Origin of the sequence: Xanthomonas sp. NCPPB 4467 (genome assembly GCF_041475665.2) — a bacterium.
In the GTDB taxonomy this organism is placed as follows: Bacteria; Pseudomonadota; Gammaproteobacteria; order Xanthomonadales; family Xanthomonadaceae; genus Xanthomonas; species Xanthomonas dyei.
This window is the reverse complement of sequence record NZ_CM191260.1, coordinates 5,087,517-5,108,954: the sequence shown is the minus strand read 5'-3', so window position 1 is coordinate 5,108,954 and position 21,438 is coordinate 5,087,517. Positions and strand designations below refer to the sequence as shown.

Annotated in this window: 18 protein-coding genes; 9 read left to right on the top strand and 9 right to left on the bottom strand. The window is 65.9% G+C overall.

Annotated features, from left to right (window positions below):
* Nucleotides 1-20: 20 nt before the first annotated feature.
* From ACCQ06_RS22375 to ACCQ06_RS22360, 4 genes are read right to left on the bottom strand one after another with little or no spacing between them, the layout of a single operon-like run.
* Nucleotides 21-1,733, bottom strand: a complete 1,713-nt coding sequence (locus ACCQ06_RS22375) for a glycoside hydrolase family 43 protein (RefSeq protein WP_372364655.1) — start codon at nt 1,731-1,733, stop codon at nt 21-23.
* A complete protein-coding gene (gene manD / locus ACCQ06_RS22370) occupies nt 1,733-2,992 on the bottom strand; it encodes a D-mannonate dehydratase ManD (RefSeq protein ID WP_115529450.1) in 1,260 nt (419 codons plus the stop codon). The genes ACCQ06_RS22375 and manD overlap by 1 nt, the downstream gene beginning before the upstream one ends.
* An 11-nt stretch (nt 2,993-3,003) precedes the next feature.
* Nucleotides 3,004-4,968 (bottom strand): sialate O-acetylesterase, encoded by a 1,965-nt coding sequence (locus ACCQ06_RS22365; protein ID WP_316689512.1) that lies wholly within the window; start codon nt 4,966-4,968, stop codon nt 3,004-3,006.
* Nucleotides 4,965-7,151, bottom strand: coding sequence for an alpha-glucuronidase family glycosyl hydrolase (locus ACCQ06_RS22360; protein ID WP_316692726.1), 2,187 nt, complete (start codon nt 7,149-7,151; stop codon nt 4,965-4,967). Before ACCQ06_RS22360 ends, ACCQ06_RS22365 begins: the two co-directional genes overlap by 4 nt.
* 176 nt (nt 7,152-7,327) lie before the next feature.
* Here ACCQ06_RS22360 and ACCQ06_RS22355 point away from each other — a divergent pair, with 176 nt between their 5' ends.
* Nucleotides 7,328-8,395 (top strand): LacI family DNA-binding transcriptional regulator, encoded by a 1,068-nt coding sequence (locus ACCQ06_RS22355; protein ID WP_104615197.1) that lies wholly within the window; start codon nt 7,328-7,330, stop codon nt 8,393-8,395.
* Nucleotides 8,396-8,610: 215 nt separating this feature from the next.
* Here ACCQ06_RS22355 and xylA read toward each other — a convergent pair whose 3' ends face one another.
* On the bottom strand, nt 8,611-9,948 hold the full coding sequence (gene xylA / locus ACCQ06_RS22350; RefSeq protein ID WP_316689509.1) for a xylose isomerase: 1,338 nt from the start codon (nt 9,946-9,948) through the stop codon (nt 8,611-8,613).
* 679 nt (nt 9,949-10,627) lie between these two features.
* Between xylA and ttcA the strand changes: the two genes are divergently transcribed.
* The 3 genes from ttcA (at nt 10,628) to ACCQ06_RS22335 (ending at nt 13,587) form a co-directional block, all read left to right on the top strand.
* Nucleotides 10,628-11,542, top strand: a complete 915-nt coding sequence (ttcA, locus tag ACCQ06_RS22345; RefSeq protein WP_316689507.1) for a tRNA 2-thiocytidine(32) synthetase TtcA — start codon at nt 10,628-10,630, stop codon at nt 11,540-11,542.
* Between the two features lie 60 nt (nt 11,543-11,602).
* Nucleotides 11,603-12,508: a recombination-associated protein RdgC gene (locus tag ACCQ06_RS22340; RefSeq protein ID WP_104615193.1), complete on the top strand. Its 906-nt coding sequence runs from the start codon at nt 11,603-11,605 to the stop codon at nt 12,506-12,508.
* Between the two features lie 293 nt (nt 12,509-12,801).
* Nucleotides 12,802-13,587, top strand: a complete 786-nt coding sequence (locus ACCQ06_RS22335) for a YgjP family zinc-dependent metalloprotease (protein ID WP_316689505.1) — start codon at nt 12,802-12,804, stop codon at nt 13,585-13,587.
* A 441-nt stretch (nt 13,588-14,028) separates the two neighbouring features.
* Here ACCQ06_RS22335 and ACCQ06_RS22330 read toward each other — a convergent pair whose 3' ends face one another.
* Together ACCQ06_RS22330 and hemH are read right to left on the bottom strand one after the other, a co-directional pair.
* Nucleotides 14,029-14,895: an alpha/beta fold hydrolase gene (locus tag ACCQ06_RS22330; protein WP_316689503.1), complete on the bottom strand. Its 867-nt coding sequence runs from the start codon at nt 14,893-14,895 to the stop codon at nt 14,029-14,031.
* A complete protein-coding gene (gene hemH / locus ACCQ06_RS22325) occupies nt 14,892-15,857 on the bottom strand; it encodes a ferrochelatase (RefSeq protein ID WP_104615215.1) in 966 nt (321 codons plus the stop codon). Before hemH ends, ACCQ06_RS22330 begins: the two co-directional genes overlap by 4 nt.
* 152 nt (nt 15,858-16,009) lie before the next feature.
* Between hemH and ACCQ06_RS22320 the strand changes: the two genes are divergently transcribed.
* From ACCQ06_RS22320 to ACCQ06_RS22300, 5 genes are all read left to right on the top strand, one after another.
* The gene (locus ACCQ06_RS22320) at nt 16,010-16,915 is read left to right on the top strand and encodes a lipid-binding SYLF domain-containing protein (RefSeq protein ID WP_228323693.1); all 906 of its coding nucleotides are present in this window, start codon (nt 16,010-16,012) and stop codon (nt 16,913-16,915) included.
* A gap of 72 nt (nt 16,916-16,987) precedes the next feature.
* Nucleotides 16,988-17,233: a Sec-independent protein translocase subunit TatA gene (gene tatA, locus ACCQ06_RS22315; protein WP_104615188.1), complete on the top strand. Its 246-nt coding sequence runs from the start codon at nt 16,988-16,990 to the stop codon at nt 17,231-17,233.
* 15 nt (nt 17,234-17,248) lie between these two features.
* A complete protein-coding gene (gene tatB, locus ACCQ06_RS22310; RefSeq protein ID WP_316689500.1) occupies nt 17,249-17,833 on the top strand; it encodes a Sec-independent protein translocase protein TatB in 585 nt (194 codons plus the stop codon).
* Nucleotides 17,830-18,567, top strand: coding sequence for a twin-arginine translocase subunit TatC (tatC, locus tag ACCQ06_RS22305; protein ID WP_104615186.1), 738 nt, complete (start codon nt 17,830-17,832; stop codon nt 18,565-18,567). The genes tatB and tatC overlap by 4 nt, the downstream gene beginning before the upstream one ends.
* Nucleotides 18,568-18,621: 54 nt before the next feature.
* A complete protein-coding gene (locus tag ACCQ06_RS22300) occupies nt 18,622-19,191 on the top strand; it encodes a hypothetical protein (RefSeq protein ID WP_228323694.1) in 570 nt (189 codons plus the stop codon).
* Nucleotides 19,192-19,442: 251 nt separating this feature from the next.
* On the opposite strand, the gene ACCQ06_RS22295 is transcribed toward ACCQ06_RS22300, so the two are convergent.
* Together ACCQ06_RS22295 and ACCQ06_RS22290 are read right to left on the bottom strand one after the other, a co-directional pair.
* The gene (locus ACCQ06_RS22295; protein ID WP_055846683.1) at nt 19,443-20,342 is read right to left on the bottom strand and encodes a BPSS1780 family membrane protein; all 900 of its coding nucleotides are present in this window, start codon (nt 20,340-20,342) and stop codon (nt 19,443-19,445) included.
* 45 nt (nt 20,343-20,387) lie between these two features.
* Nucleotides 20,388-21,152 carry a glutamine amidotransferase gene (locus tag ACCQ06_RS22290; protein ID WP_316689494.1) on the bottom strand — a complete coding sequence of 255 codons (765 nt, stop codon included), beginning with the start codon at nt 21,150-21,152 and terminating at the stop codon, nt 20,388-20,390.
* Nucleotides 21,153-21,438: the final 286 nt, after the last annotated feature.

The window sequence follows — 21,438 nt, the reverse complement described above, 5'->3', positions numbered from 1 at the left end:
GGCAGAGTGCGAAAGCATGGTCAGTCCTCCTTGGTGCGGTCCTGTTCCAATTCCAACCGGGCGAAGGGCCCGATCATGCTGCCGACGAAGCCGCCGGCCTGTGCGGTGCTGAGCATGCCGGCGTCGTCGTCGCGGCGCAGCGATTGCCAGCCGGCGCCGGTGGCGTCGTAGTCGAAGCTGTACGCGCCACCATCGCCACTGATCTGCAGCCGCAGCTGCGTGGTGGTGGCCGGGATGCGGGTACGCGCCAGCGTGGTGGTGGTGGCGCCGTCGCGCTTGTCGACAAACACTTCCAGTGCAGCGCCGTCGCGGCGCACGCCCAGTGCATACCACGCGTTGGCGTTCTGGAACGCGGCCAGCCCGGCCTGCACGCCGGCCTGCGTAGGCACCGCCAACGCGGTGCTGGCATGAAAGCGGGTGTGTTGCTGGCGACGCGCCACAAACGCGGGCGTGCCGCTGCCTTCCAGGCCTTGCGCGGTCGCATGCAGGGTCAACCAACCGACGCGTGCCTGCGTATCGGCCACCGCGCGTTTGGGTACGCGCAAGCTGAGCCATTCGCGTTGCAAGGTGGCGGCAGTGAAGTCGTCGTGCCAGGTGAAGTTGCCCGACAGCGGCGCCTGGTCGACAGGCGACTTTGCCCCTGCAGGTGCGTTGGCGATGGAAGGAATCGGTGTGCCGGCGGGCAGGATCGACGGCCAGCCATCGCGCCACTGCACCGGCAACAAGAACGTTTCGCGCCCGGTGTTGTAGCGCTCGCCGGAGTACGGCCGGCTAGCCAGAAACACCGCCCACCATTGTCCGTCGGGTGCTTCGACAAAATCGGCATGGCCGGCATTGCTGACCGGATGCGCACGCTCGGCGGGCAGGTCGCGCTGGGTGAGGATGGGGGTGTGCGGCGAGGGCGCATACGGCCCCCATACGTTGCGGCTGCGCAGCACCACCTGCGAATGTTGCGGCCCGGTGCCGCCCTCGGCGCACGACAGGTAGTACCAGCCGTCGCGTTGATACAGGTGCGGGCCTTCGATCCAGATCGGCTTGCTGGCCAAGTCAACGCCACCGTTGAGCAGCACCTTGCGCGGGCCGGTGGGCTGATGGGTGGCGATGTCGAAGCGCTGCATCCAGATCGCGCGGTGGCCTTCGTACAACGGTGTACCTTCCGGTGGGCCGTTGTTGAGCAAATACGCGCTGCCGTCGGTGTCGAAGAACAACGACGGGTCGATGCCATCGATGCTCGGCAACCATGTGAGCGCCGACCAGGGGCCGGACGCGCGCTCGGCGCTGGCGATGAAATTACCGCCGCTGTCCACCGAGGTGCCCACCACGTAGAAGCGCCCGTCGTGATGCCGAATGCTGGCGGCGAACATGCCGCGCGAGACGCCCAGACCGTCGTAGTCGAGCTGGTCGGCACTCTCGACCACATTGCCGATCTGCCTCCAGTGCACCAGATCGCGGCTCTCGAACACCGGAATTGCCGGAAAATACGCAAACGTGGAATTGATCAGGTAATAGCGCTCGCCCACGCGGGTGATGCTGGGGTCCGGATAGAAGCCGGCCAGGATCGGGTTGCGGTACTGACCAGCCGCCAGCGGCGTGGCGAACACCGCATCGTCGCCGCGATAATCGAACCAATCGAAGGCGACATCGGCAGTGATAGCGGCGCTGGCCTGCGCCTGCGCAACACCAGGCGCAAGCGCTGCCATCAGCACGCTCAGCGCTGCCGGCAACAGGCGCATCACCAGTCCCACATCGCGCCGTCTTCCAGGCGTGCAATCGGCAACTGCTTGGGCACATAGGGATACTTGGCAGCGAGTTCTTCGTCGATATCCACCCCATGCCCTGGGGTTTCGCCGCAATGCAGGCGCCCGTCGCGGAACACGTAGTCGTGCGGGAACACCGCATTGGCTTCGTCGGAATGGAACATGTATTCCTGGATGCCGAAGTTGGGCACCCAGGTGTCGAAGTGCAATGCCGCGCCCATGCACACCGGCGATAGATCGGTGGCGCCATGGAAGCCGGTGCGCACCTGATGCAGGGCGGCGAAATCCGCCAGCCGCCGCACATGTGTGATGCCGCCGGCGTGCACAATCGTGGTGCGGATGTAGTCGATCAGTTGCTGCTCGATCAGGTGCTTGCAGTCCCAGATCGAATTGAACACTTCGCCCACCGCCAGCGGCGTCACCGTGTGCTGGCGAATGATCTCGAACGCGCGCTGGTTTTCCGCAGGCGTGGCATCTTCCAGCCAGAACAGCCGGTACGGCTCCAGATCGCGGCCCAGGCGCGCGGCTTCGATCGGTGTGAGCCGGTGATGCGCATCGTGCAGCAATTCGATTTCATCACCGTGGTCGTTGCGCAGTTGCTCGAACAGTTTCGGCACTACACCGAGATAGCGCGGAGTGGACCACACGGTTTCGGTGGGCAGTTCGCTCTCGGCCGGCTCATAGGGCTTGCCGCCGCTGGAAATGCCATAGGTCTTCTTGATGCCGGGCACGCCGCATTGCGCGCGGATGGCGATAAAGCCCATCTCGCGGAAGCGGCCCACTTCGTCGCTGGTTTCGGCGATGTCGCGGCCGTTGGCGTGGCCGTAGACCAGCGCACCTTCGCGCGAGCGCCCGCCCAGCAGCTGGTACAGCGGCATGCCGGCCATCTTGCCCAGGATGTCCCACAGCGCCACGTCCACCGCGGCGATCGCGCTCATCGTCACCGGGCCACGGCGCCAGTACGCACCGCGATAGAAGAACTGCCAGATGTCTTCGATGCGGCCGGCGTCGCGGCCGATCAGGTTCGGCACCAGGTGTTCCTGCAGATACGCCGCCACCGCCAGCTCGCGGCCATTGAGCGTTGCATCGCCCAGCCCGGTGATGCCCGAGCGGGTGCGGATCTTCAAGGTGACGAAGTTGCGGCCCGGGCAGGTGACGATGACGCGCGCCTCGACGATCTCGCGATCGCGGGCCGAGCCTTGCAACGGAGCAGGGGAGTCGGGAGTCTGTGACATCGTGGTCTCGCTCATGGGGAAGAAGCGGTAGTGATGGGAAGTTCGAACGGGCCGGCGGGCAGGCCGCTGCGGTCGTACAGCGTGCACACCGGGCTGTCGGCCCAGCAGTAGCGCACGCGCGTCGCGGTGATGCCGGAAGGAATGCGCAGGCTGACCTCGCGGCCCTGCAGCGTGGCGCTGGTGTAGCGGCAACTGTTGGCTGCCGCGGCGCAGACTTCAAAGCCGATCGGTGCGTCGTTGCCATAACTCAACAACGCCGCATCCACGTCGTCGAAAGCGATGCGGATACTGTCGCCATCGCGACGCGCGCTGCGCGACACCGGGCCGGATGGCGCAATCGCCTCGCCATACACCACACGCCGCGCTGCACGCGCCAGGCGCCGCCCAAGTTCCTGCTTGTTGGCTGGATGGATGTCGTAGCGATCGCCGATGTCGATGGCCACCGCCAGGCCGGCATGCGCATCGTCTGCAACGAAGCGGCGCTGCGCCTCGCGCAACTGCGCCCAGCCGCTTTCCGTCGGTTGCGTGGGCGGCGCGCCGTAGTTGGCCAGCTGCACGATCAGCAGCGGCAGCTGCGCACCGAAGCGTGCACGCCAGTCGCGCTGCCAGGCCTGCAGCAGCGCCGGGTAATGCACTGCATCGCCGGCATTGGATTCGCCCTGATACCACAGCACGCCGCGCAGCCCGAGCTGGCCGAGCGGGGCGATCATGCCGTTGTACAAGGTGGTCAGCCCGGCCGCCGACGACCACGGCGCGCGCGGCGGTGTGCCCAGTTGCGGCGATACGATCTGGTACTGCCACGGCGCATCCAGCGGCAACGTGCTGCCATCGGCAAACTGCAGTGCACGCGATGACGCATCGCCCAGCAACCCACCACGGCGATAGGTGTTGAGCACGTTGAGCACGATGCTGTTGCGCCCGGCATGCAGGTGGCCGCGCGGCAGCGTGTAGCGGCGCGCCTGATCGGCACCGTAACTGCTGCCCACGCCGCGTCCATTGACCCAGGTCTGGTCCAGCTCGTCCACCGGCCCCAGCAACAGGGTCGCTTCCTGCGCGGCCTGCGCTGCGGTCAGCTCAATGGTGGTGCGATACCAGACCATGCCGTTGAAACCGACCAGCTGCGGCACGCCCCAGTCGTCCCATGCGCCCAGCGCCGCAGGTGCGGGTTGCCACGCGCCCGGCGCATCCGGCTGCCACGGCGCGCTGTCGCCATGCGCACGCCACCAGGTTTCCCATAACGTGCCCCAGCGCGGCGCGGCATCGGTCGGGCTGGTGGCGTAACGCGCCAGCACGTCCAACGCCGGACCATCGTCGCCTGCCGCACGCAATGCCTTGTCGCCGATCCAGGCCTGCATCTGCGAGCCGCCCCACGAGGCGTTGATCAAGCCCATCGGCACCGCGACGGTCTTCTGCAATTCGCGTGCGAAGTAGTAACACGCCGCAGAAAAGTCTTTCACCGTTTCCGGGGTGGTGAGCTGCCACGCCGCCTCGCCACCGAAGTGTGTCTGTGGCGTGGGGCTGGATTGCGCCGGCACCTTGAACATGCGGATGCTGGGGTGATCGGCATCGGCAATTTCGCTGCGCGCATCCAGCGAGCGGTGCACCTGCAATTCCATGTTGGATTGGCCCGAACACAGCCACACATCGCCAATCAATACATCGCTCACCTGCTGCGTCGCGCCGTTGGGCGTGCTCGCCTGCAACCGGTACGGACCACCGGCCGGGTGTGCAGGCAGGCGCACCTGCCAATGGCCATCACGGTCGGCGCGTGCCTGCGCCTGCTGCGCATCCAGCTGCACGGTGACGCGTGCGCCGGGCGCCGCATCGCCCCAGACCTTGATCGGTGCATCGCGCTGCAACACCACATGATCTTGAAAGAGTGCATGCAGCAACGGCGTATCGGCCGCCTGCGCAGCGTTGCACAGCATCGCCGCAGACAGCAGCACCGCCAGGGTCGTGATCACGCGCGTGCTCATTTCGGATTTCCTGGTGCGTAGGGAAATTTCAATGCCTGGTAATACGCCAGCGGATGCGCAGGCGGTACCACGCCGGCCGGCAATGCGCGCCCGGAGACGCTCTGAAAATAGGCAATGCTGGCATCGCGCCACCACTGCGCTTCGTCCTGCTGGATGGCTAAAAAATCGCCCACCTGCTGGTAGCGCGGCGCATCGATCTTGCCTGCCAGGCCTTGCCAGGTCGCACGCATCGCACGCACTTCGTCCACGCCATGGTCGTAATGCCACACCAGTTCATCCCATAGCGGCCGCCCGGAGGCCATGCGCCGGTCCCACGGCACATGGTGAAACCACAGCAGTGACTGCTCGGGCACGCGCCGCACATCGCCGAACACACGCGCTACTGGCGCGGCGTATTGCGCCACCGCATTGCTGCCGCTGGCGCTGCGATCGAAGCCAATGCCGTTGCGATCGGCGCGGTGGTAATACACCGGGTCCCAATCCGGCCGTTCGCTGCCCGCATCCCACGGCGCGGGCCCGTAGTGATGGCCGCGCCCCATCAGGTGATGCAGCCCGAGCGGTGTCATGTAATCCACCACCGCCTCGCGCGAGCGCAGCAGCATGCCGACTACCGGTGTTACCACCGCAGGGTCGTTGGACAGGGTCAGGCGCACCCAGTCCTGCGCAATGGCCTCTGGCGACAACGCCGGATCCCACGCCAGCCGCCCGTAGGCGTACCAGTTGGCCTGATCGAACACCGAGCCGCTCCAGTTGCGATCCGCTCCGATATTGGCCACGCCGGCAATGCCGGTGAGGCGCGGACGCTTGCCGGCGTTGAACAGCGTGCCGTCCACCGTTTTTGCCACCGTCGAGCCCTTGCCGCGCGCATAGGTATCGGCCTGCAGGGTCTCGGCAAACAGCGTGCCCAGATACGCCAGATGGGTGGAAAAGCCCAGATACTCCTTGGTGATCTGAAACTCCGGCATCAGCGGTGTCTTGCGCATCGCACCGAACAACGGATGAAACGGCTCGCGCGGTTGAAAGTCGATCGCGCCATTTTTGACCTGCACGATCACGTTGTCGCGGAAGGCGCCGTCGAGCGGGACGAACTCGCTGTACGCCTGCTTGGCGCGGTCGTCCGGCTGCTCGTGCGAATACACGAACGCGCGCCACATCACCACGCCGCCGTGCGGCGCCAGTGCGTCGGCCAACAGGTTTGCGCCATCGGCATGGGAGCGCCCGTAATCCTGCGGGCCGGGCTGGCCTTCGGAGTTGGCCTTGACCAAAAACCCGCCAAAATCCGGAATGCGCGCGTAGATCTCGTCGGCCTTGGTCCGCCACCACTGCTGTACCTGCGGGTCCAGCGGGTCGGCGGTGCGCAGGCCGCCAATCTCGATCGGCGCACTGAAGCGCGCGCTGAGAAACACGCGGATACCGTACGGACGAAACACCGTGGCCAGCGCCGCGGCCTTGTCCAGATACTGCGGGGTCAGACTCCAGGCTTTGGCATTGACGTTGTTGAGCACGGTTCCGTTGATGCCCAGCGATGCGTTGGCGCGCGCATAGTCGGTGTAACGCGGGTCGAGGTAGCCGGGCAGGGTCTGCCAGTTCCACAACGATGCACCGGCATAGCCGCGCTCCACCACGCCATCCAGGTTGTCCCAATGATTGAGCATACGCAGCTGCAAGCGCGGCGATTCGCGCACGTTCAGCGCGGTGATCGGCTGTCCGGTCTGCAGCAGGCGCAGGAAATGAAAGGCGCCATATAACGCGCCGACATCGCTGCCGCCCACGATGGCGGTGGCGCGATGCCCATCCACACGCACCGTCTGGATCAGATACCCCTCACGGCCAAGATCGCCGGTTTTCAGCTGCAATGCGGCGATGTGCGGTGCGTTGGCGGCGCCCAGCAAGAGCGCGCCATCGGCTGTCACCGTGGTAGCGCTCTGCAATGCGTGGCCGAGCAAGCCCTGCACGCCGCGCGCCAGCTCATCGCGTGCCGCATGCAGGGTGGGCGAATCGCCGGCAACCACCAAGGTCCGCGCGCTTGCCTGCAACTGCGCGGCACCGCGCACCGTGTGGTAGCGCAACCATAGTTCGTAGCCATCTTCGGCCCGTACCGGTGCCGCCGGCAGCAGCACAGCGCCCAACAGCACCAGCCACATCAGCGCCAACGCACGCACGCTTGCGCGAGTGCGTCCCATCGGCCAAGCGCTCATGCCGTACGCTCCGCTGCGGCACCAGCGCCTGCGCGCATCACCCCGCTCTGTCTGCTTCCCGGTACCATGACGTGCATCCTCATGCCCGCACCCGCTGTACGTGCACCGGCAGCAACACGCACACATCCGCCAACGTTCGTTCGCACTTGAAGAGGCCACGCTTGGAGAAGGTCAGGAAATCGGTCCGCCGCACCAGCCGCGCGACCACCATCGACGAGGTGGCAGCGTTGGCCAAGGTGTCGCCGATGACCGTTTCGCGTGTCGTCAACAACAACGGCAGCGTGCGCGACGCCACCCGCGAGCGCGTAATGCGTGCAGTCGACAAACTCGGCTACACCCCCAACCTGGCCGCAAGTGCGCTGGCTGCTGCGCAGAGCACGCGCATTGCGCTGATCTACAGCGACCCCAGTGGTGCGTATCTGCGCGAGTTGCTGCTGGGCGTGCTGCGGGTCGCCTCGCGCACTTCGATCCAGTTGGTGATCGATTGCTGGGACGACCTGGACGCCGATGCCGAACGCCGTGCCGCGCGCAAACTCGCCAAGGGTGTGGCCGGGGTGATCCTGCCCCCGCCGTTGTGCGAATCCCGTGCTGCGGTGCTGGAACTGGTGCGCGCCAAGGTGCCGGTGGTGGCGATCGCGTCCAATCATTTCAGTCCCGACGTGGCCTGTGTGCGCATCGATGAATTCGCTGCGGCCAAGGAGATCACCGAGCATCTGATCGCGCAGGGGCATACCCGTATCGGCTACATCGCCGGGCACCCCAATCTGTCGGCCAGCACGCGGCGTTTCGAAGGATTTCAGGCTGCGCTTGCGCAAGCGGGGCTGCGTCTGGACAAGCATCTGGTGCAACCGGGCGACTACACCTACCGCTCGGGTCTGCTGGCGGCCGAAAAACTGCTGGCCCGCAAGCGCCGTCCCAGCGCGATCTTCGCCAGCAACGACGACATGGCCGCGGCGGCCATCTCGGTGGCGCATCGGCGTGGGCTGGACGTGCCACGCGATCTGTCGGTCGTCGGCTTCGACGACACTTCCGCCGCCACCGCCGTCTGGCCCGAACTCACCACCGTGCAGCAGCCCATCGCCGCCATGGCCGACGCCGCGCTGGACATCTTGTTGAAGACGATTCGCGCCAAGGAACGCACGCCGAAGATGGTCGATCATGTGGTCGCGCACCTGCTGGTCAAGCGGGATTCGGTGGCCGCACCGATCGCAATCGGCCCGGCCGAATAAGAGCGGCTAGCGCACTACGGTGTTGCTGCAGGCGAGCGCTAGCCACGTGTTCCTGTCGCACGCATGCGGTGCGGTTGTCGGCGCAGCGATCCCGATCGCCGCGCCAGGTTGTCAGCCTTCTCGGTACCTCACGCGGTCGCGTGCATTACGCGGTGGCAATGCAGGCAGGTGTCATGCACGCGCAGCGCTACACGACGCGCGTGCGATGGCCCACATCAACGCGTCAGGTACTGATTGATCAAGTTCTCATACGCTTCCTGGCGGCCGCTGATCTGGGTCGGCACGTTGCCGGCCGCATGCTTGGCCACGTCCACCAGCGTGCTCTTGCCGGACGCGAACGCCGCACCGGCGCCGCTGTCGAAGCTGGCGTAACGCTCGGCGCGCCAGGTTTCCAGGGGCGAGGAGGTCAACAGCGCATTGGCCACTTCCAGACCGCGTGCGAACGCGTCCATGCCGCCGATATGCGCCATGAACAGGTCCTGCGGGTCGGACGATTCGCGCCGCACCTTGGCATCGAAGTTCAAGCCGCCCGGTGCCAGCCCGCCCTGCCGCAGCACCACCAGCATCGCGCCGACGGTGTCGTACAGGTCGGTCGGGAACTGGTCGGTATCCCAGCCGTTCTGCGGGTTGCCGCGGTTGGCATCGATGCTGCCGAGCAGGCCGGCATCGGATGCCACCTGCAGGTCATGCTCGAAGCTGTGGCCCGACAACGTCGCGTGGTTGGCTTCGATATTGAGCTTGAAATCCTGGTCCAGGCCATGCTGACGCAGAAAGCCGATCACCGTGGCGCTGTCGAAGTCGTACTGGTGCTTCATCGGCTCCATGGGCTTGGGCTCGATCAGGAAGTTGCCTTTGAAGCCGATCGCGCGGCCGTAGTCGCGTGCCAGGGTGAGGAAGCGCGCCATGTTGTCCTGCTCGCGCTTCATCTGCGTATTGTGCAGGCAGGCATAGCCTTCGCGGCCGCCCCAGAACACGTAGTTTTCGCCGCCCAATTCCACGGTGGCATCGATCGCAGCCTTGACCTGCACCGCCGCACGCGCCACCACGTTGAAGTCCGGGTTGGTGGATGCGCCATTCATGTAGCGCGGGTGCGAGAACAGGTTGGCGGTGCCCCACAGCAGCTTGATGCCGGTGTCGGCCTGGCGCTGCTTGGCGATGCCGACCATGTGGGTGAGGTTGCTTTCGTATTCGCCGATGTCGTCGGCATCCGGCGACAGGTCGATGTCGTGGAAGCAGTAATACGGCACGCCGAGCTTGGTGAAGAATTCGAACGCGGCATCGGCCTTGGCTTCGGCGCGACCCAGCGCGGTGTTGCCTGCATCCCACGGATACGCACGCGTGCCCGGGCCGAACGGATCGGCGCCGTTGCCGCAGAAGCTGTGCCAGTAGGCCACGGCAAAGCGCAGATGCTCGGCCATGGTCTTGTCGCCGATTTTCTTGTTGGCGTCGTAGACCTTGAACGCGAGCGGATTATCGGAGTCGCGGCCTTCGAAGCCGATCTTGCCGATGCCGGGAAAATATTCCTTCGCGCCGATGAAAACGGTGTTGCTCATGGGGTGGACTCCTGCAGAAAGGGGGTGTCACGGGGGGAGAGGGATGGGATCGACACACAGCAGTAATGGAAGGCGTAACGGCCGGTGGCGTCGCGTCGCTGCAGCACATGCCGTAGATCTGTGCGTGCGTGTTCTGCTTGGCAACCCAAAAAATGTTAGCGCTACCAAAAAGCCGACTGAAAAAAGCCGCGCCATACAGCGAAGCCCAAGGTGTCATGCCGATCCCAGCTGAAACGGTCCTGTGGACTTTACCCAGCCCGCCGCCGAAAGGCTTGCTGCGCTGCGAGATGCGAACTGTTCCATGGCTGCCGGATCTGGGGATGCCGGTGATGTGCGTTGGCGTGCTGCCCTCACCCGCCCTTCGGGCACCCTCTCCCGCGTGCGGGAGAGGGACCACCAGAAGAAGGACCACCAGAAGAAGGACCACCAGAAGAAGGACCACCAGAAGAAGGACCACCAGAAGAGGGACCACCAGAAGAGGGACCACCAGAAGAGGGACCACCAGAAGAGGAGATCGCCGGGAAATGACTGGGCGGGAGGCGCTCCCCCGTAGAAGAGGGTTTGCTCCCTTCCCCCGTTTACGGGGGAAGGTGCCCGAAGGGCGGATGGGGGCAGCCGCCTCTGGCCTCACGACCCAATCCCAATCCCAATCCGCCCCGGCAGCTACAATGAGCGGCTTATGACCGCTGTCCTGCCGCTGCCGCAACCCCTGGCCGATCCCGCGCCGCGCGACCCGCGCCAGCGGGTGCAGCGTGAGCAGCTGCGCCTGGGCAAACGGCTGCAACGCCAGGTGGGCCAGGCGATCGCCGATTTCGGCATGATCGCCGCTGGCGACAAGATCATGGTGTGCCTGTCCGGCGGCAAGGACAGCTACACCTTGCTGGACATGCTGCTGCACCTGCAGCGCAAGGCGCCGGTGCCGTTCACCTTGGTGGCGATGAATCTGGATCAGAAACAGCCCGACTTCCCCGCCCATGTGCTGCCGGCCTACCTGCGCGAGTTGGGCGTGCCATTCGACATCGTCGAGCAGGACACCTATTCGGTGGTCAGCCGGGTGATTCCGGCCGGCAAGACCCTATGTTCGTTGTGCTCGCGGCTGCGGCGCGGCGCGCTGTATGCCTATGCGCAAGCGCATGGGGTGACCAAGATCGCGCTAGGCCATCACCGCGACGACATCGTCGCCACGTTCTTCATGAACCTGTTTCACCACGCGCGGCTGGCCGCAATGGCGCCCAAGCTGCGCAGCGACGACGGTGCGCATGTGGTGATCCGCCCGCTGGCCTATGTGCGCGAGGCCGACATCGCCGAGTACGCGCAGGCGCGGCAATTTCCGATCATCCCGTGCAACCTGTGCGGTAGCCAGGAAAACCTGCAGCGCCAGCAGGTCGGCCGCATGCTGCAGCAGTGGGACCACGAGCAGCCCGGCCGGGTCGAGCAGATTGCGCGCGCGCTCGGCGACGTGCGCCCCGAGCAACTGGCCGACCGCACGCTGTTCGATTTCATGCGTCTGGGCCGCGTGCCCGATGCCACCACGGACGCGCCAGATTCCACTGCCTGGTTCGCCACTGGCGATGCCATACACGACAGCGACTGACGCGCCCACCCGGTCGCCGTCGGTCTTCCACCTCCACGTTTCTCTTCTTCGGTCTTACGCATGTTCTTTCGCAATCTCACCCTGTTCCGTTTTCCCACCACGTTGGATTTTTCCGAGATCGAGACGCTGCTGCCGCAGGTGCAGCTCAAGCCGGTCGGCCCGCTGGAAATGAGTTCGCGCGGTTTCATTTCGCCATTCGGCCGCGACGAGCAGGAAGTGCTCTCGCACCGCCTGGAAGAGTTCTTGTGGCTCACCATCGGTGGCGAGGACAAGATCCTGCCTGGCGCAGTGGTCAACGACCTGCTCGAGCGCAAGGTCGCCGAGATCGAAGAGAAGGAAGGCCGTCGCCCCGGCGGCAAGGCCCGCAAGCGCCTCAAGGACGACCTGATCCATGAGCTGCTGCCGCGCGCCTTCGTCAAGAGCTCGCGCACCGACGCGATTCTGGACCTGCAAAACGGCTACATCGCGGTCAACACGTCCAGCCGCAAGAGCGGCGAGAACGTGATGAGCGAGATCCGCGGCGCGCTCGGCAGCTTCCCGGCGTTGCCGTTGAATGCCGAAGTCGCACCACGCGCCATCCTCACCGGCTGGATCGCCGGCGAGCCGCTGCCCGACGGCCTGAGCCTGGGCGAAGAATGCGAAATGAAGGACCCCATCGAAGGCGGCGCGGTGGTCAAGTGCCAGCATCAGGAACTGCGCGGCGACGAAATCGACAAGCACCTGGAGGCCGGCAAGCAGGTCACCAAGCTGGCGTTGGTGCTGGACGACAATCTGTCGTTCGTGCTCGGCGACGATCTGGTGATCCGCAAGCTCAAGTTCCTCGACGGCGCGCTGGACCAGCTCGAACACAGCGACGACGATGGCGCGCGTGCCGAACTCGATGCGCGTTTTGCGTTGATGAGCGCAGAAATCCGCCGGCTGTTCCTGCTGCTGGAAACCGCGCTGAAGTTGAGCAAGGCGGAGTAATCCGTACACCACCAGCCGCGCTTGTCAGCGCGGCTGGTGGTGTATTCCATCGTGCGGTTCATCTCTCGCACAGCGATTCGCACTGCGTGGCACGCACTACATCCGCCAGTCGTTGATGGCGCCGCGTGCATGCCCAGTGCCTGGCATCCCGCGCTGTGCGCGTGTCATGCCGACGCACAGTGACGCCATCCACGTCGCGTCCGAACCAGCCAGCCCTCCGACGTCGTCCACGCATTGGCAGCAACGCCGCCGGCGTCTCACCACCTGACACATCGCAGCGCTATCCTGTGCCCATGTTCAAGCCCGTCCGCCGCCTGATTGCGCCGCCCTCGCAGGTTGTCCAACGCGACTGCGTGCGCGTGCAACTGGAAGGCCGCGAGATCGAGGTGCTGCGCGTGCGCGACTCACGCGCGCGGCGCATCAAACTCAGTGTCGACGAACGCGGTGCGCGGCTCACCTTGCCGCTGCGGGCCAGCCTGATCTCCGGCGAACGGTTCCTGCATGCGCATCTGGATTGGCTGAGCACGCAACTGTCGCGGTACCAGCAGGTCGATGCGTTTCCTGCATTGGAACGGGGTGTGCCCGGGCTGCTGCCGTTGCGTGGCGTCTTGCTCCCGCTGCACTGGCACGAAGGCCGTTACACGCGCATCGAAGTCGATGAGGCAGGCGCGCATTTCCACGTGCCGTCCCGGCTGGGCGACGCCGGCCTGCGCCGCACGCTGAAGGAATTCTACGAAGCGCAGGCACGCGCCGACGTCGGCCGCTGGTTGCCCGCCTATCTGCCCGGCTTGCCGCGCCCGCCCACGCGTCTGCGGCTCAAGGTGATGTCGTCGCAATGGGGCTCGCTCGCCCCCGATGGCTCGATGGCGCTGGACCTGGCGCTGGTCCTCGGCCGCCCGTCTGCATTCGAATACGTGCTGGTGCACGAGCTCTGCCATCTGCTGCAGGCCAATCACTCGCCCGCGTTCTGGGCCGAAGTGGAACGTCGCCTCCCCGCCTGGCGCGACGAGCGCAGCTACTTCCACGAACACGGCCGCCAACTCAAGGCGCAGCTGCGGCGGTTGTTGCAGGGCGAGTGACGCAAACGTCGCTGCAGAAAAGCCACTGCTGCCCTGGCTCTTGCAATGATCCGCATGCGCCTTGAATCCAATCATGGTTCATCAGCAACATGCCGATCACGCGTGATGGCACGCTTGGTTAACGCCACGCGTACGACGCAGCCCTGGCAAGTTGCCGGCAAGCCTGCGCTGACAACCACGCAAAGTGCGATGTCAGGGCACTCTCCGCTACCGCCGCGCCTGTATTCAGCGTGCCACCCGACGTCCAGTGTCCGGCGTGACACGCCACCGACCACACCTGCTGCAACAGCAGGCGATCATCGGCAGTCAAGTGTGGCGTCGCGTGCACCGTGTCGAAAAACGTCCACGGCGCATTCCACACAGCGAAGGATTCAATCGCAGTGACCACACGGATGGGATCTGCCATCGCGTCAGCTTATCTGCGGATCGCGCATGCCTGCATCACGGCTGCGGCAGCGTGGCCCAAAACCCATTGATTACCGCCGCCACCGCCTGCGGTGCTTCCATATGCACATGGTGGCTGCCCGGCAGCAGGTGCAGGCGGGCGTCCGGCACCATGGCCACACGGTGATCGCGCAGGGTGTCGGAGAAATACGGCTGCCCCGGCGTGGCGAAGATGGCCTGGGTGGGGCACGCGATGGCGGCCAGCAGCGCGTCGATCTGCGCTTCGGTCATGCGGATGGCGGTGGGCAAGGTCAGGCGCGGGTCGGTGCACCAGCTGTAGCCGCCTTCGACCACGCGCAGGCCGCGTTCCACCAGCAAGCGCGCCGCCGGCTCGGTGAGTTGATTGGCCATCATGCGTGCGCGCACCGGCGCTTCCATCGAGCTGAAGACACGCAGCGGCCGTTGCGGCAGGGTGCGGGTCGAGCGCACGGAGTCGCGCAACCGCTCGGCGGTGCTTTCCACCGGTTCGCCCAACGCTCCCAGCGCTTCGATCACCACCAAGGCCTCGATGCGCTCGGGCGCGGCGGCGGCCATCAGGCTGGCGACACCGCCGCCCAGCGAGTGGCCCAACAAGGTGAAACGGTCCCAACCCAATGCATCGGCCACCTGCAGCAGGTTATGAATTGCGCTGCTCAGTGTGTATTCGGCGCCCGTCGGCAGCCACGCACTGTGGCCGTGACCGGGCAGGTCGAGCAGCACCAGATCCAGATCGGGCGCGCGCAGATGCGCACTGAGCGGGACAAAGCTGGCCGCGTTATCGAGCCAGCCGTGCAATGCCAGCACCCGGCATGGCCCGCGGTCGGTGTTGCGCAAGCCGGTGACACGCCCAATCGCCAGCTCGCACGCAAACGGCTCCAACCTCACGCGCGGCGTACCAATGCGGCCAGTGCCTGCGCGTGCGGTGGGGCGGCGTTGAGGCAGGGGATATAGCTGAGCGTAGCGCCACGCTCGGCCAGCGTTTCGGCAAAGCCCAGCGCCACTTCTTCCAGCGTCTCGAGACAATCGGTGGCAAAGCCCGGGCACACCAGGTCGAAGCTGCGCACGCCGCCTTCGGCCAGCGCCCACAGCGTCGGTTCGGCATACGGCTGTAGCCAGCGCTCGGCACCGAAGCGCGACTGGTAGCCCATCTGCCACTCGTCCGGGCCCAGGCCCAATGCGCTCACGATCGCCTGCGCGCTGCGTTCGCATTGCTGCGGATACGGGTCGCCGGCTTTGGCCACGCGTTGCGGCAGGCCGTGGAAGGAAAACATCAACTTCTCGCTGCGCCCGTGCACCTGCCAGTGCGCGCGTATGGAATCGGCGATCGCCGCTACCCAGCCTGCGTCCTCGCAGTACTCCTGGATCACGCTGACCTCCACCTCCGGCGCGCTGGGCCGCCACGCATCCACCACGTCCTGGATCGAGGCGGTGGTGGTGGTCGAATACTGCGGATACAGCGGCAACACCACGATGCGCTTGATGCCGCGCGCGCGCAGGCCATCGAGCGTCTTGCGCAGGGCGGGCTCGCCGTAACGCATCGCCCATTCCACCTGCCAGTCGGGCATTGCGTCCTTCAGGCCTTCGGTCAGGCGGCGGGTATAGACCGCCAACGGCGAGCCGTCGGGCAGCCACACCTTGGCGTATTTTTCCGCCGACTTGGGGCCGCGGATCGGCAGGATCACCCCATACAGTAGTGGCTTCCAGAACAGCGGCGGGATCGCGACCACGCGACGGTCGCTGAGGAACTCGGCCAGGTAGCGGCGCACGGCCGGGGCGGTCGGCGATTCGGGGGTGCCGAGGTTGACGACCAGCAGGGCGGTATCAGGAGTGGTGTTCATGCCGACCATTCTGGCAGAGCCGGGCAGGACTGCCGAGGACAGCGCATCAATCGTCCCGATCTGCGCCGTCTTGCCGCCGGATGCGCTCACCACCGATTCATTGCGCCAGCACTAACGTCGCCGCATTGCTATCTTTGACGGATCGTCCTTTGGAGCTTGTCATGCCTGGTTTGTCGCGTCTGGCCCTGTTGTTGTCGCTGACCTTCGCCGCCGGCCACGCCGTTGCCGGCCCGGAAGAGGACCAGCGTGCGCGTAACGCAGTGCGGGTGCTCAACGAGATCATGAAGATTCCCGAGCAGTCCATCCCGGACAAGCTGCTCGACGAGGCGCGGGCCATCGTGGTCATCCCCGACACGCTCAAGGCCGGCCTGGTGATCGGCGGCCGCCGAGGCCATGGGTTGATGTCGATGAAGAACGCCGACGGCAGCTGGTCGCAGCCGGTGTTCGTCAAGCTCACCGGCGGCAGCATCGGCTTTCAGGCCGGTGTGCAGTCCTCCGACGTGGTGCTGGTGTTCCGCAACGACCGCAGCCTGGACAACATCGTCAACGGCAAGTTCACCCTCGGCGCCGATGCCGGCGTGGCTGCCGGCCCGGTGGGCCGCAACGCCGCCGCCGCTACCGATGGCCAGCTCAAGGCCGAAATCTGGTCGTGGTCGCGCGCCCGTGGGCTGTTCGCCGGCGTGGCGCTGGATGGCGCGGTGCTGCAGATCGACGACGCCGCCGACCTCAACGCCTACGGCGGCGGCGCCACCCCGCGCATGATCTTCGAAGGCCGCACCAACGAGCGCCCGTCCACCGACGTGATCGCCTTCCGCGATCGTCTGGAAGAAGTCACCTACACCGCGCGCGCCAATCGCAGCAGCGACGGCGACAGCGACGACACCGCGCCGTCACCGCCAGCGCGCGCGCCAAGCGCAGCCCCGGCAGCGCAATCGGCCCCGACGCCGCCGGCCAACGAGGCCAGCACGGTGCCGATGCAGCCCAGCACCACGCCGCCTCCGCAGCAGGGGTTCCAGTCGGTGTCCGATGGCGAAATCCGCACCGAATCACTAGACGGCAACCGCTAAGCCGCTGTCATCCCCCTGCGCGGTGCGCTGGGGTATCCTGAGCCTTCCTTCTTTTCAGCAAGCGAGCAGATCATGGGCAGTTTCGGCATTGGGCACTGGCTGATCGTGCTGGTGATCGTGTTGCTGGTGTTCGGTACCAAGCGTCTCACCAGCGGTGCCAAGGATCTCGGCAGCGCGGTCAAGGAATTCAAGAAAGGCATGCACGACGACGACAAGCCGGCCGGCAAGCTCGGCGACGACTCCCGCACTGCCGAGCAGGCGCGCGAGGCCGAGCAGGCGCGCGAGGCGCAGGCTGAACGCGACCGCGACGCGCGCTGATCCGGAGCAGCGTCGGTGTTTGACATAGGTGTTGGCGAACTGACGCTCATTGCGATTGTCGCCCTGGTGGTGCTAGGTCCCGAGCGGCTGCCCAAGGCGGCGCGTTTCGCTGGACTGTGGGTGCGCCGTGCGCGCATGCAGTGGGATTCGGTCAAGCAGGAGCTCGAGCGCGAGCTGGAAGCCGACGAACTCAAGCGCAGCCTGCAGGACGTGCAGGCCTCGCTGCGCGAAGCCGAAGGGCAATTGCGCAACACCCAGCAGCAGGTCGAAGACGGTGCGCGCGGGCTGCATGAGCAGGCACGCGGCCTGCGCGACGAGCTCGGCCGCGATATCGACATCCGCACCAGCGCCACTCCGGTGGCCGCACCGCTGGAGCTGCCCGCCGATGCGCCGGTGGTGCTGGCGCCGGGCAGCGTGCAACCGCATACACATGTGCCGGGGCCGTCCCCGGTCATCGCCCAGGCGCAGCCGATTGCGCCGGCGCCCCGGCAGACGCTGGTGCCGGCTCCGCACGACAGCCTGGCCTCCACGTCGGTGAACGCGCAGGGCGCGACCGCACCAACGACCGCAACTAGCAGCACCCAGGAGAAGGCGCCTTGAGCCTGTTCGACGACGCACAGGCCGAAAGCAGTCTGATCGAGCATCTGGTCGAATTACGCGCCCGTCTGGTGCGCGCACTGATCGGTCTGGGCGTGGTGTTGCTGGCGCTGCTGCCGTTCTCGCGCGCGATCTATTCCTGGCTGGCCGCACCGCTGGTCTCGCAGCTGCCGCTGGGGCAGACCATCGTTGCGGTCAATCCGGCCGGCGCGTTCTTCGCCCCGCTCAAGCTCACCTTCTTCGTGGCGGTGTTTTTCAGCGTGCCGTGGCTGCTGTATCAGGCCTGGGCGTTCGTGGCCCCGGGCTTGTATCAGCGCGAGAAGAAACTGGCATTTCCGTTGCTGGCCTCAGCGGTGGCGCTGTTCTACATCGGCTGCGCGTTCGCCTACTTCCTGGTGTTGCCGGCGGTGTTCCACTTCCTGACCACATTCAAGCCGGACATCATCGCAATTACTCCCGACGCCAATTCGTACCTGGACTTCGTGCTGGCGATCTTCTTCGCCTTCGGCGCCAGTTTCGAGTTGCCGGTGGCGCTGGTGATCCTGGTACTGATGGGCTGGGTCAGCCCCAAACAGCTCAGCGACGGCCGCGGCTACGCCATCGTCGGCATCTTCATCCTGGCCGCCGTACTCACCCCGCCGGACGTTGTCTCGCAGCTGATGCTGGCCATCCCCATGTGCCTGCTTTACGAGCTGGGCATCATCGCCTCGCGCGCTGTGGTGCCGAAGAGCGCTTAGTCTGCGCAAAGTCCCCGGGCTGGTTTGGGAATGCAGAGAACCGTATCAGAGCAGTTGTTCGAAACCTTCTGCGCGCACCATCGGCTGGACTGTCAGCGGATCGCCGAGACATCCACCCGCACGCCCGATTATCACGTGTGGCTTGGCAGCGCGGTGGTAGCTGTAGAGATCAAGCAGATTGAAAGTACGCGCGGAATCGATCCGGATGGCGCATGGTCCAGGACGATCGGTTGGCACGTGCGCCAGAAGATTTCCGAGGCGCGGGCTCAGCTGCGTGTGGCTGCCAGTGCCGGTATGCCGACCGTGTTGCTGATTCACAACACCGTCGATCCGTTCCAGTTGTTCGGCACCGAACAACACGACTTCCTGAGCGCCATGTATGGCGAGCTGACAGTCCGTATCGATACATCCGGAAAGGCTGCGAGTAGTTTCTACCACGGCCGTCATGCTGCCTTGAGAGAGAACGCCAATACGTCCTTCAGCGGCGTGGGACACCTGCGCGCAACGCGCTCCGGTGCAGAGGTGACCGTTTACGAGAACGTATTTGCTGCGCATGCATTGCCGTTCGGCGAGATACCCGACTGCATTGCGGTCGTTCGCGTGGAGCTCGACCAGACGGACTGACCGATCGAACATCGTAGGAGCGCACCCGGGCGCGAAGGGCATTACCGGGAAGGCCTCGTCGCGCCCGGGTGCGCTCCTACGGTTCTGCGGGATCGGGCGGCAACACATCTGGACGCGAGGGCGGCGTGGGCTCGATCAGGTGGACCGACACTGCGCAGACCGATCGAACATCGTAGGAGCGCACCCGGGCGCGACGGGCGTTACCGGGAAAGCTTCATCGCGCCCAGGTGCGCTCCTACGGGTTTGCGGGATCAGGCGGCAAACACGTCCGGCCGCGAGGGCGGGGTGGGCTGTGCGGTGGCGCCTTCGTGTGTGAACATCTGCTTCCACGCGGCGTAGACCGAGCCGGCGAAGACCGGCATCAGCACCGCCATCAGCAGCAGCTGCGCCAGCCACATCGCCACGGTTTGCCCGGCCACCAGGCCGACGATCAGCGCGACGATCATCACCGCGAAATAGATCGCGAAAATGACGATGAAGGCCAGCACGAAGAACACCAGCATCGCCGGCAGGTTGTGCAGGCTGGCGCGCAGGCTTTCGCGCAGCGCATGACCGCCGGTACTGCGGTCGAACATCACCTGCGGCGGCATCACAAACAGCGCCAGCGTCATCGCCGCAAACGTGGCGATGGTCAGCAGCAGCCACAGCAGGATGCGCCCGGCCGGCAGGCTGGCGGCAAGTTGCTCGATCTGCACCGGGTCCGGCTGCGCGCCGGACTGGCTGATCTGGTTGATCTTGAGCATCACCTCGGACAACTGCTGCAACCCGTTGGCGCCGATCATCGCCAGCAGCAGCACGCCCAGCAGCAGGCCGGCGATCAGCTGCGGCAGCAGCGACACCAGCAGGTGCGGCGCGCGGCCGTCCTGCAGGCCGTGCAGCAGGTGCGATGGCTTGGCGATGCGGCCCTCGTCGACCTCACGGATCGCCCACAGCATGCCGCCCATGAACAACGGGCCGGCCAGCACCAGCAGGAACTGCAGCGCCGGGCCCAGCAGCGGCACCAGCACCGACAGCGACACCACCAGCGAGGCGGCCACGCTCCAGATCACCCCCAGCGAGCCAAGCGCCAGCGGCGCCCGCTTCAACAGCGAGAAACCGGTCAACAGCCATTCTGCGCCGGCAGATGCCGGCACCTTGCGAATTTCGCTCATTCCCATTCCGGATCGATACGCACCGGACCATCCGGCGTAACGCGATTATCGCTGCTTTTGCGTGTGCGCGGCGGGATGGGCGTTCACTGTTTGCAGGCCGCGTGCGTGATGCACGAACCGGCGCAGCAGCTTGCGGGCGACCGGGGCGGCGGTAACCTCGCGGGCGACCGTGCGGGCGCAGTGGCCGTGGCGGGCAATGCATTCGGCACGTGCGCGCACGTAGCCGCGCATATGGTGGGTGGCGAACTCCGGGTGGAACTGCACGCCCCAGGTGGCGCGGCCCCAGCGAAAGGCGTGGCAGCGGTCCTGACGCGAATGCGCCAGCACGATGGCACCGTCCGGCGCGCGCACCACCGTCTGCAGGTGGGTGGCATGGGCCGGAAACTTGGCCGGAAGGCCTGCAAACAATGGGTCCTGTTCGGCCGGCGGGTGCAGCTCCAGCGCGATGGTGCCGGACTCGCGGCCGGCCGGGTTGTAGTCGACTTCGCCGCCCAGCGCGTGGGCCAGCAGCTGATGGCCGTAGCAGATGCCCAGCAACGGCTTGCCGTCATGGGCGGCGTCGCGCAGCCATTGGGCACTGCGCTCGCTCCAGTCGGCACGGTCGGTGACGAAGGCGGCCGAGCCGCTGATGATGATGCCGGCAAAGCGGCCGCGGTCCGGCAGGTCGTCGCCATTGGCGACATCGATCACCACGGTTTCGTGTTCGGCCAGCCCGGCCGCCACGCGGATCCAGTGCGGAAAGCGGCCGTATCGCTTCATCTCCGGCACGGGGTGACCGGTTTCGATGATCAGGAACGGCAAAACGGACATGCGCGACAACCCGGACACGACAGATGCCCCCGATTGTAGGCGGCAGTGGCGCGTTTTTTTCAAGCGGCACCCAAATGCGCGCGCCGCGGGTCATTGCCGAATGACATGTCCTGATTCCCTTGCGGCTAGATGGAGGTGATGGTGACGGTGGTCGCCGATGACTGTGGCACGCCCTGTTTATCGGCAGAAAAGCGCGCGACTGGACTGACAGGGCGTTTGCGCCGTCGCTGTGGTCAGGTCGATACAAGGTTCTGCAGGATTCGCGTAAAAAGCATCGAGGTGTGCC

Coding starts and splice junctions, on each gene's coding strand:
- ACCQ06_RS22375 (WP_372364655.1), bottom strand. CDS start 1,733: ATGCGCCTGTTGCCGGCAGCGCTGAGCGTGCTGATGGCAGCGCTTGCG.
- ACCQ06_RS22365 (WP_316689512.1), bottom strand. CDS start 4,968: ATGAGCACGCGCGTGATCACGACCCTGGCGGTGCTGCTGTCTGCGGCG.
- tatA (WP_104615188.1), top strand. CDS start 16,988: ATGGGCAGTTTCGGCATTGGGCACTGGCTGATCGTGCTGGTGATCGTG.
- ACCQ06_RS22320 (WP_228323693.1), top strand. CDS start 16,010: ATGCCTGGTTTGTCGCGTCTGGCCCTGTTGTTGTCGCTGACCTTCGCC.
- xylA (WP_316689509.1), bottom strand. CDS start 9,948: ATGAGCAACACCGTTTTCATCGGCGCGAAGGAATATTTTCCCGGCATC.
- manD (WP_115529450.1), bottom strand. CDS start 2,992: ATGTCACAGACTCCCGACTCCCCTGCTCCGTTGCAAGGCTCGGCCCGC.
- ACCQ06_RS22295 (WP_055846683.1), bottom strand. CDS start 20,342: ATGAGCGAAATTCGCAAGGTGCCGGCATCTGCCGGCGCAGAATGGCTG.
- hemH (WP_104615215.1), bottom strand. CDS start 15,857: ATGGTCGGCATGAACACCACTCCTGATACCGCCCTGCTGGTCGTCAAC.
- ttcA (WP_316689507.1), top strand. CDS start 10,628: ATGACCGCTGTCCTGCCGCTGCCGCAACCCCTGGCCGATCCCGCGCCG.
- ACCQ06_RS22335 (WP_316689505.1), top strand. CDS start 12,802: ATGTTCAAGCCCGTCCGCCGCCTGATTGCGCCGCCCTCGCAGGTTGTC.
- ACCQ06_RS22340 (WP_104615193.1), top strand. CDS start 11,603: ATGTTCTTTCGCAATCTCACCCTGTTCCGTTTTCCCACCACGTTGGAT.
- ACCQ06_RS22290 (WP_316689494.1), bottom strand. CDS start 21,152: ATGTCCGTTTTGCCGTTCCTGATCATCGAAACCGGTCACCCCGTGCCG.
- ACCQ06_RS22360 (WP_316692726.1), bottom strand. CDS start 7,151: ATGGGACGCACTCGCGCAAGCGTGCGTGCGTTGGCGCTGATGTGGCTG.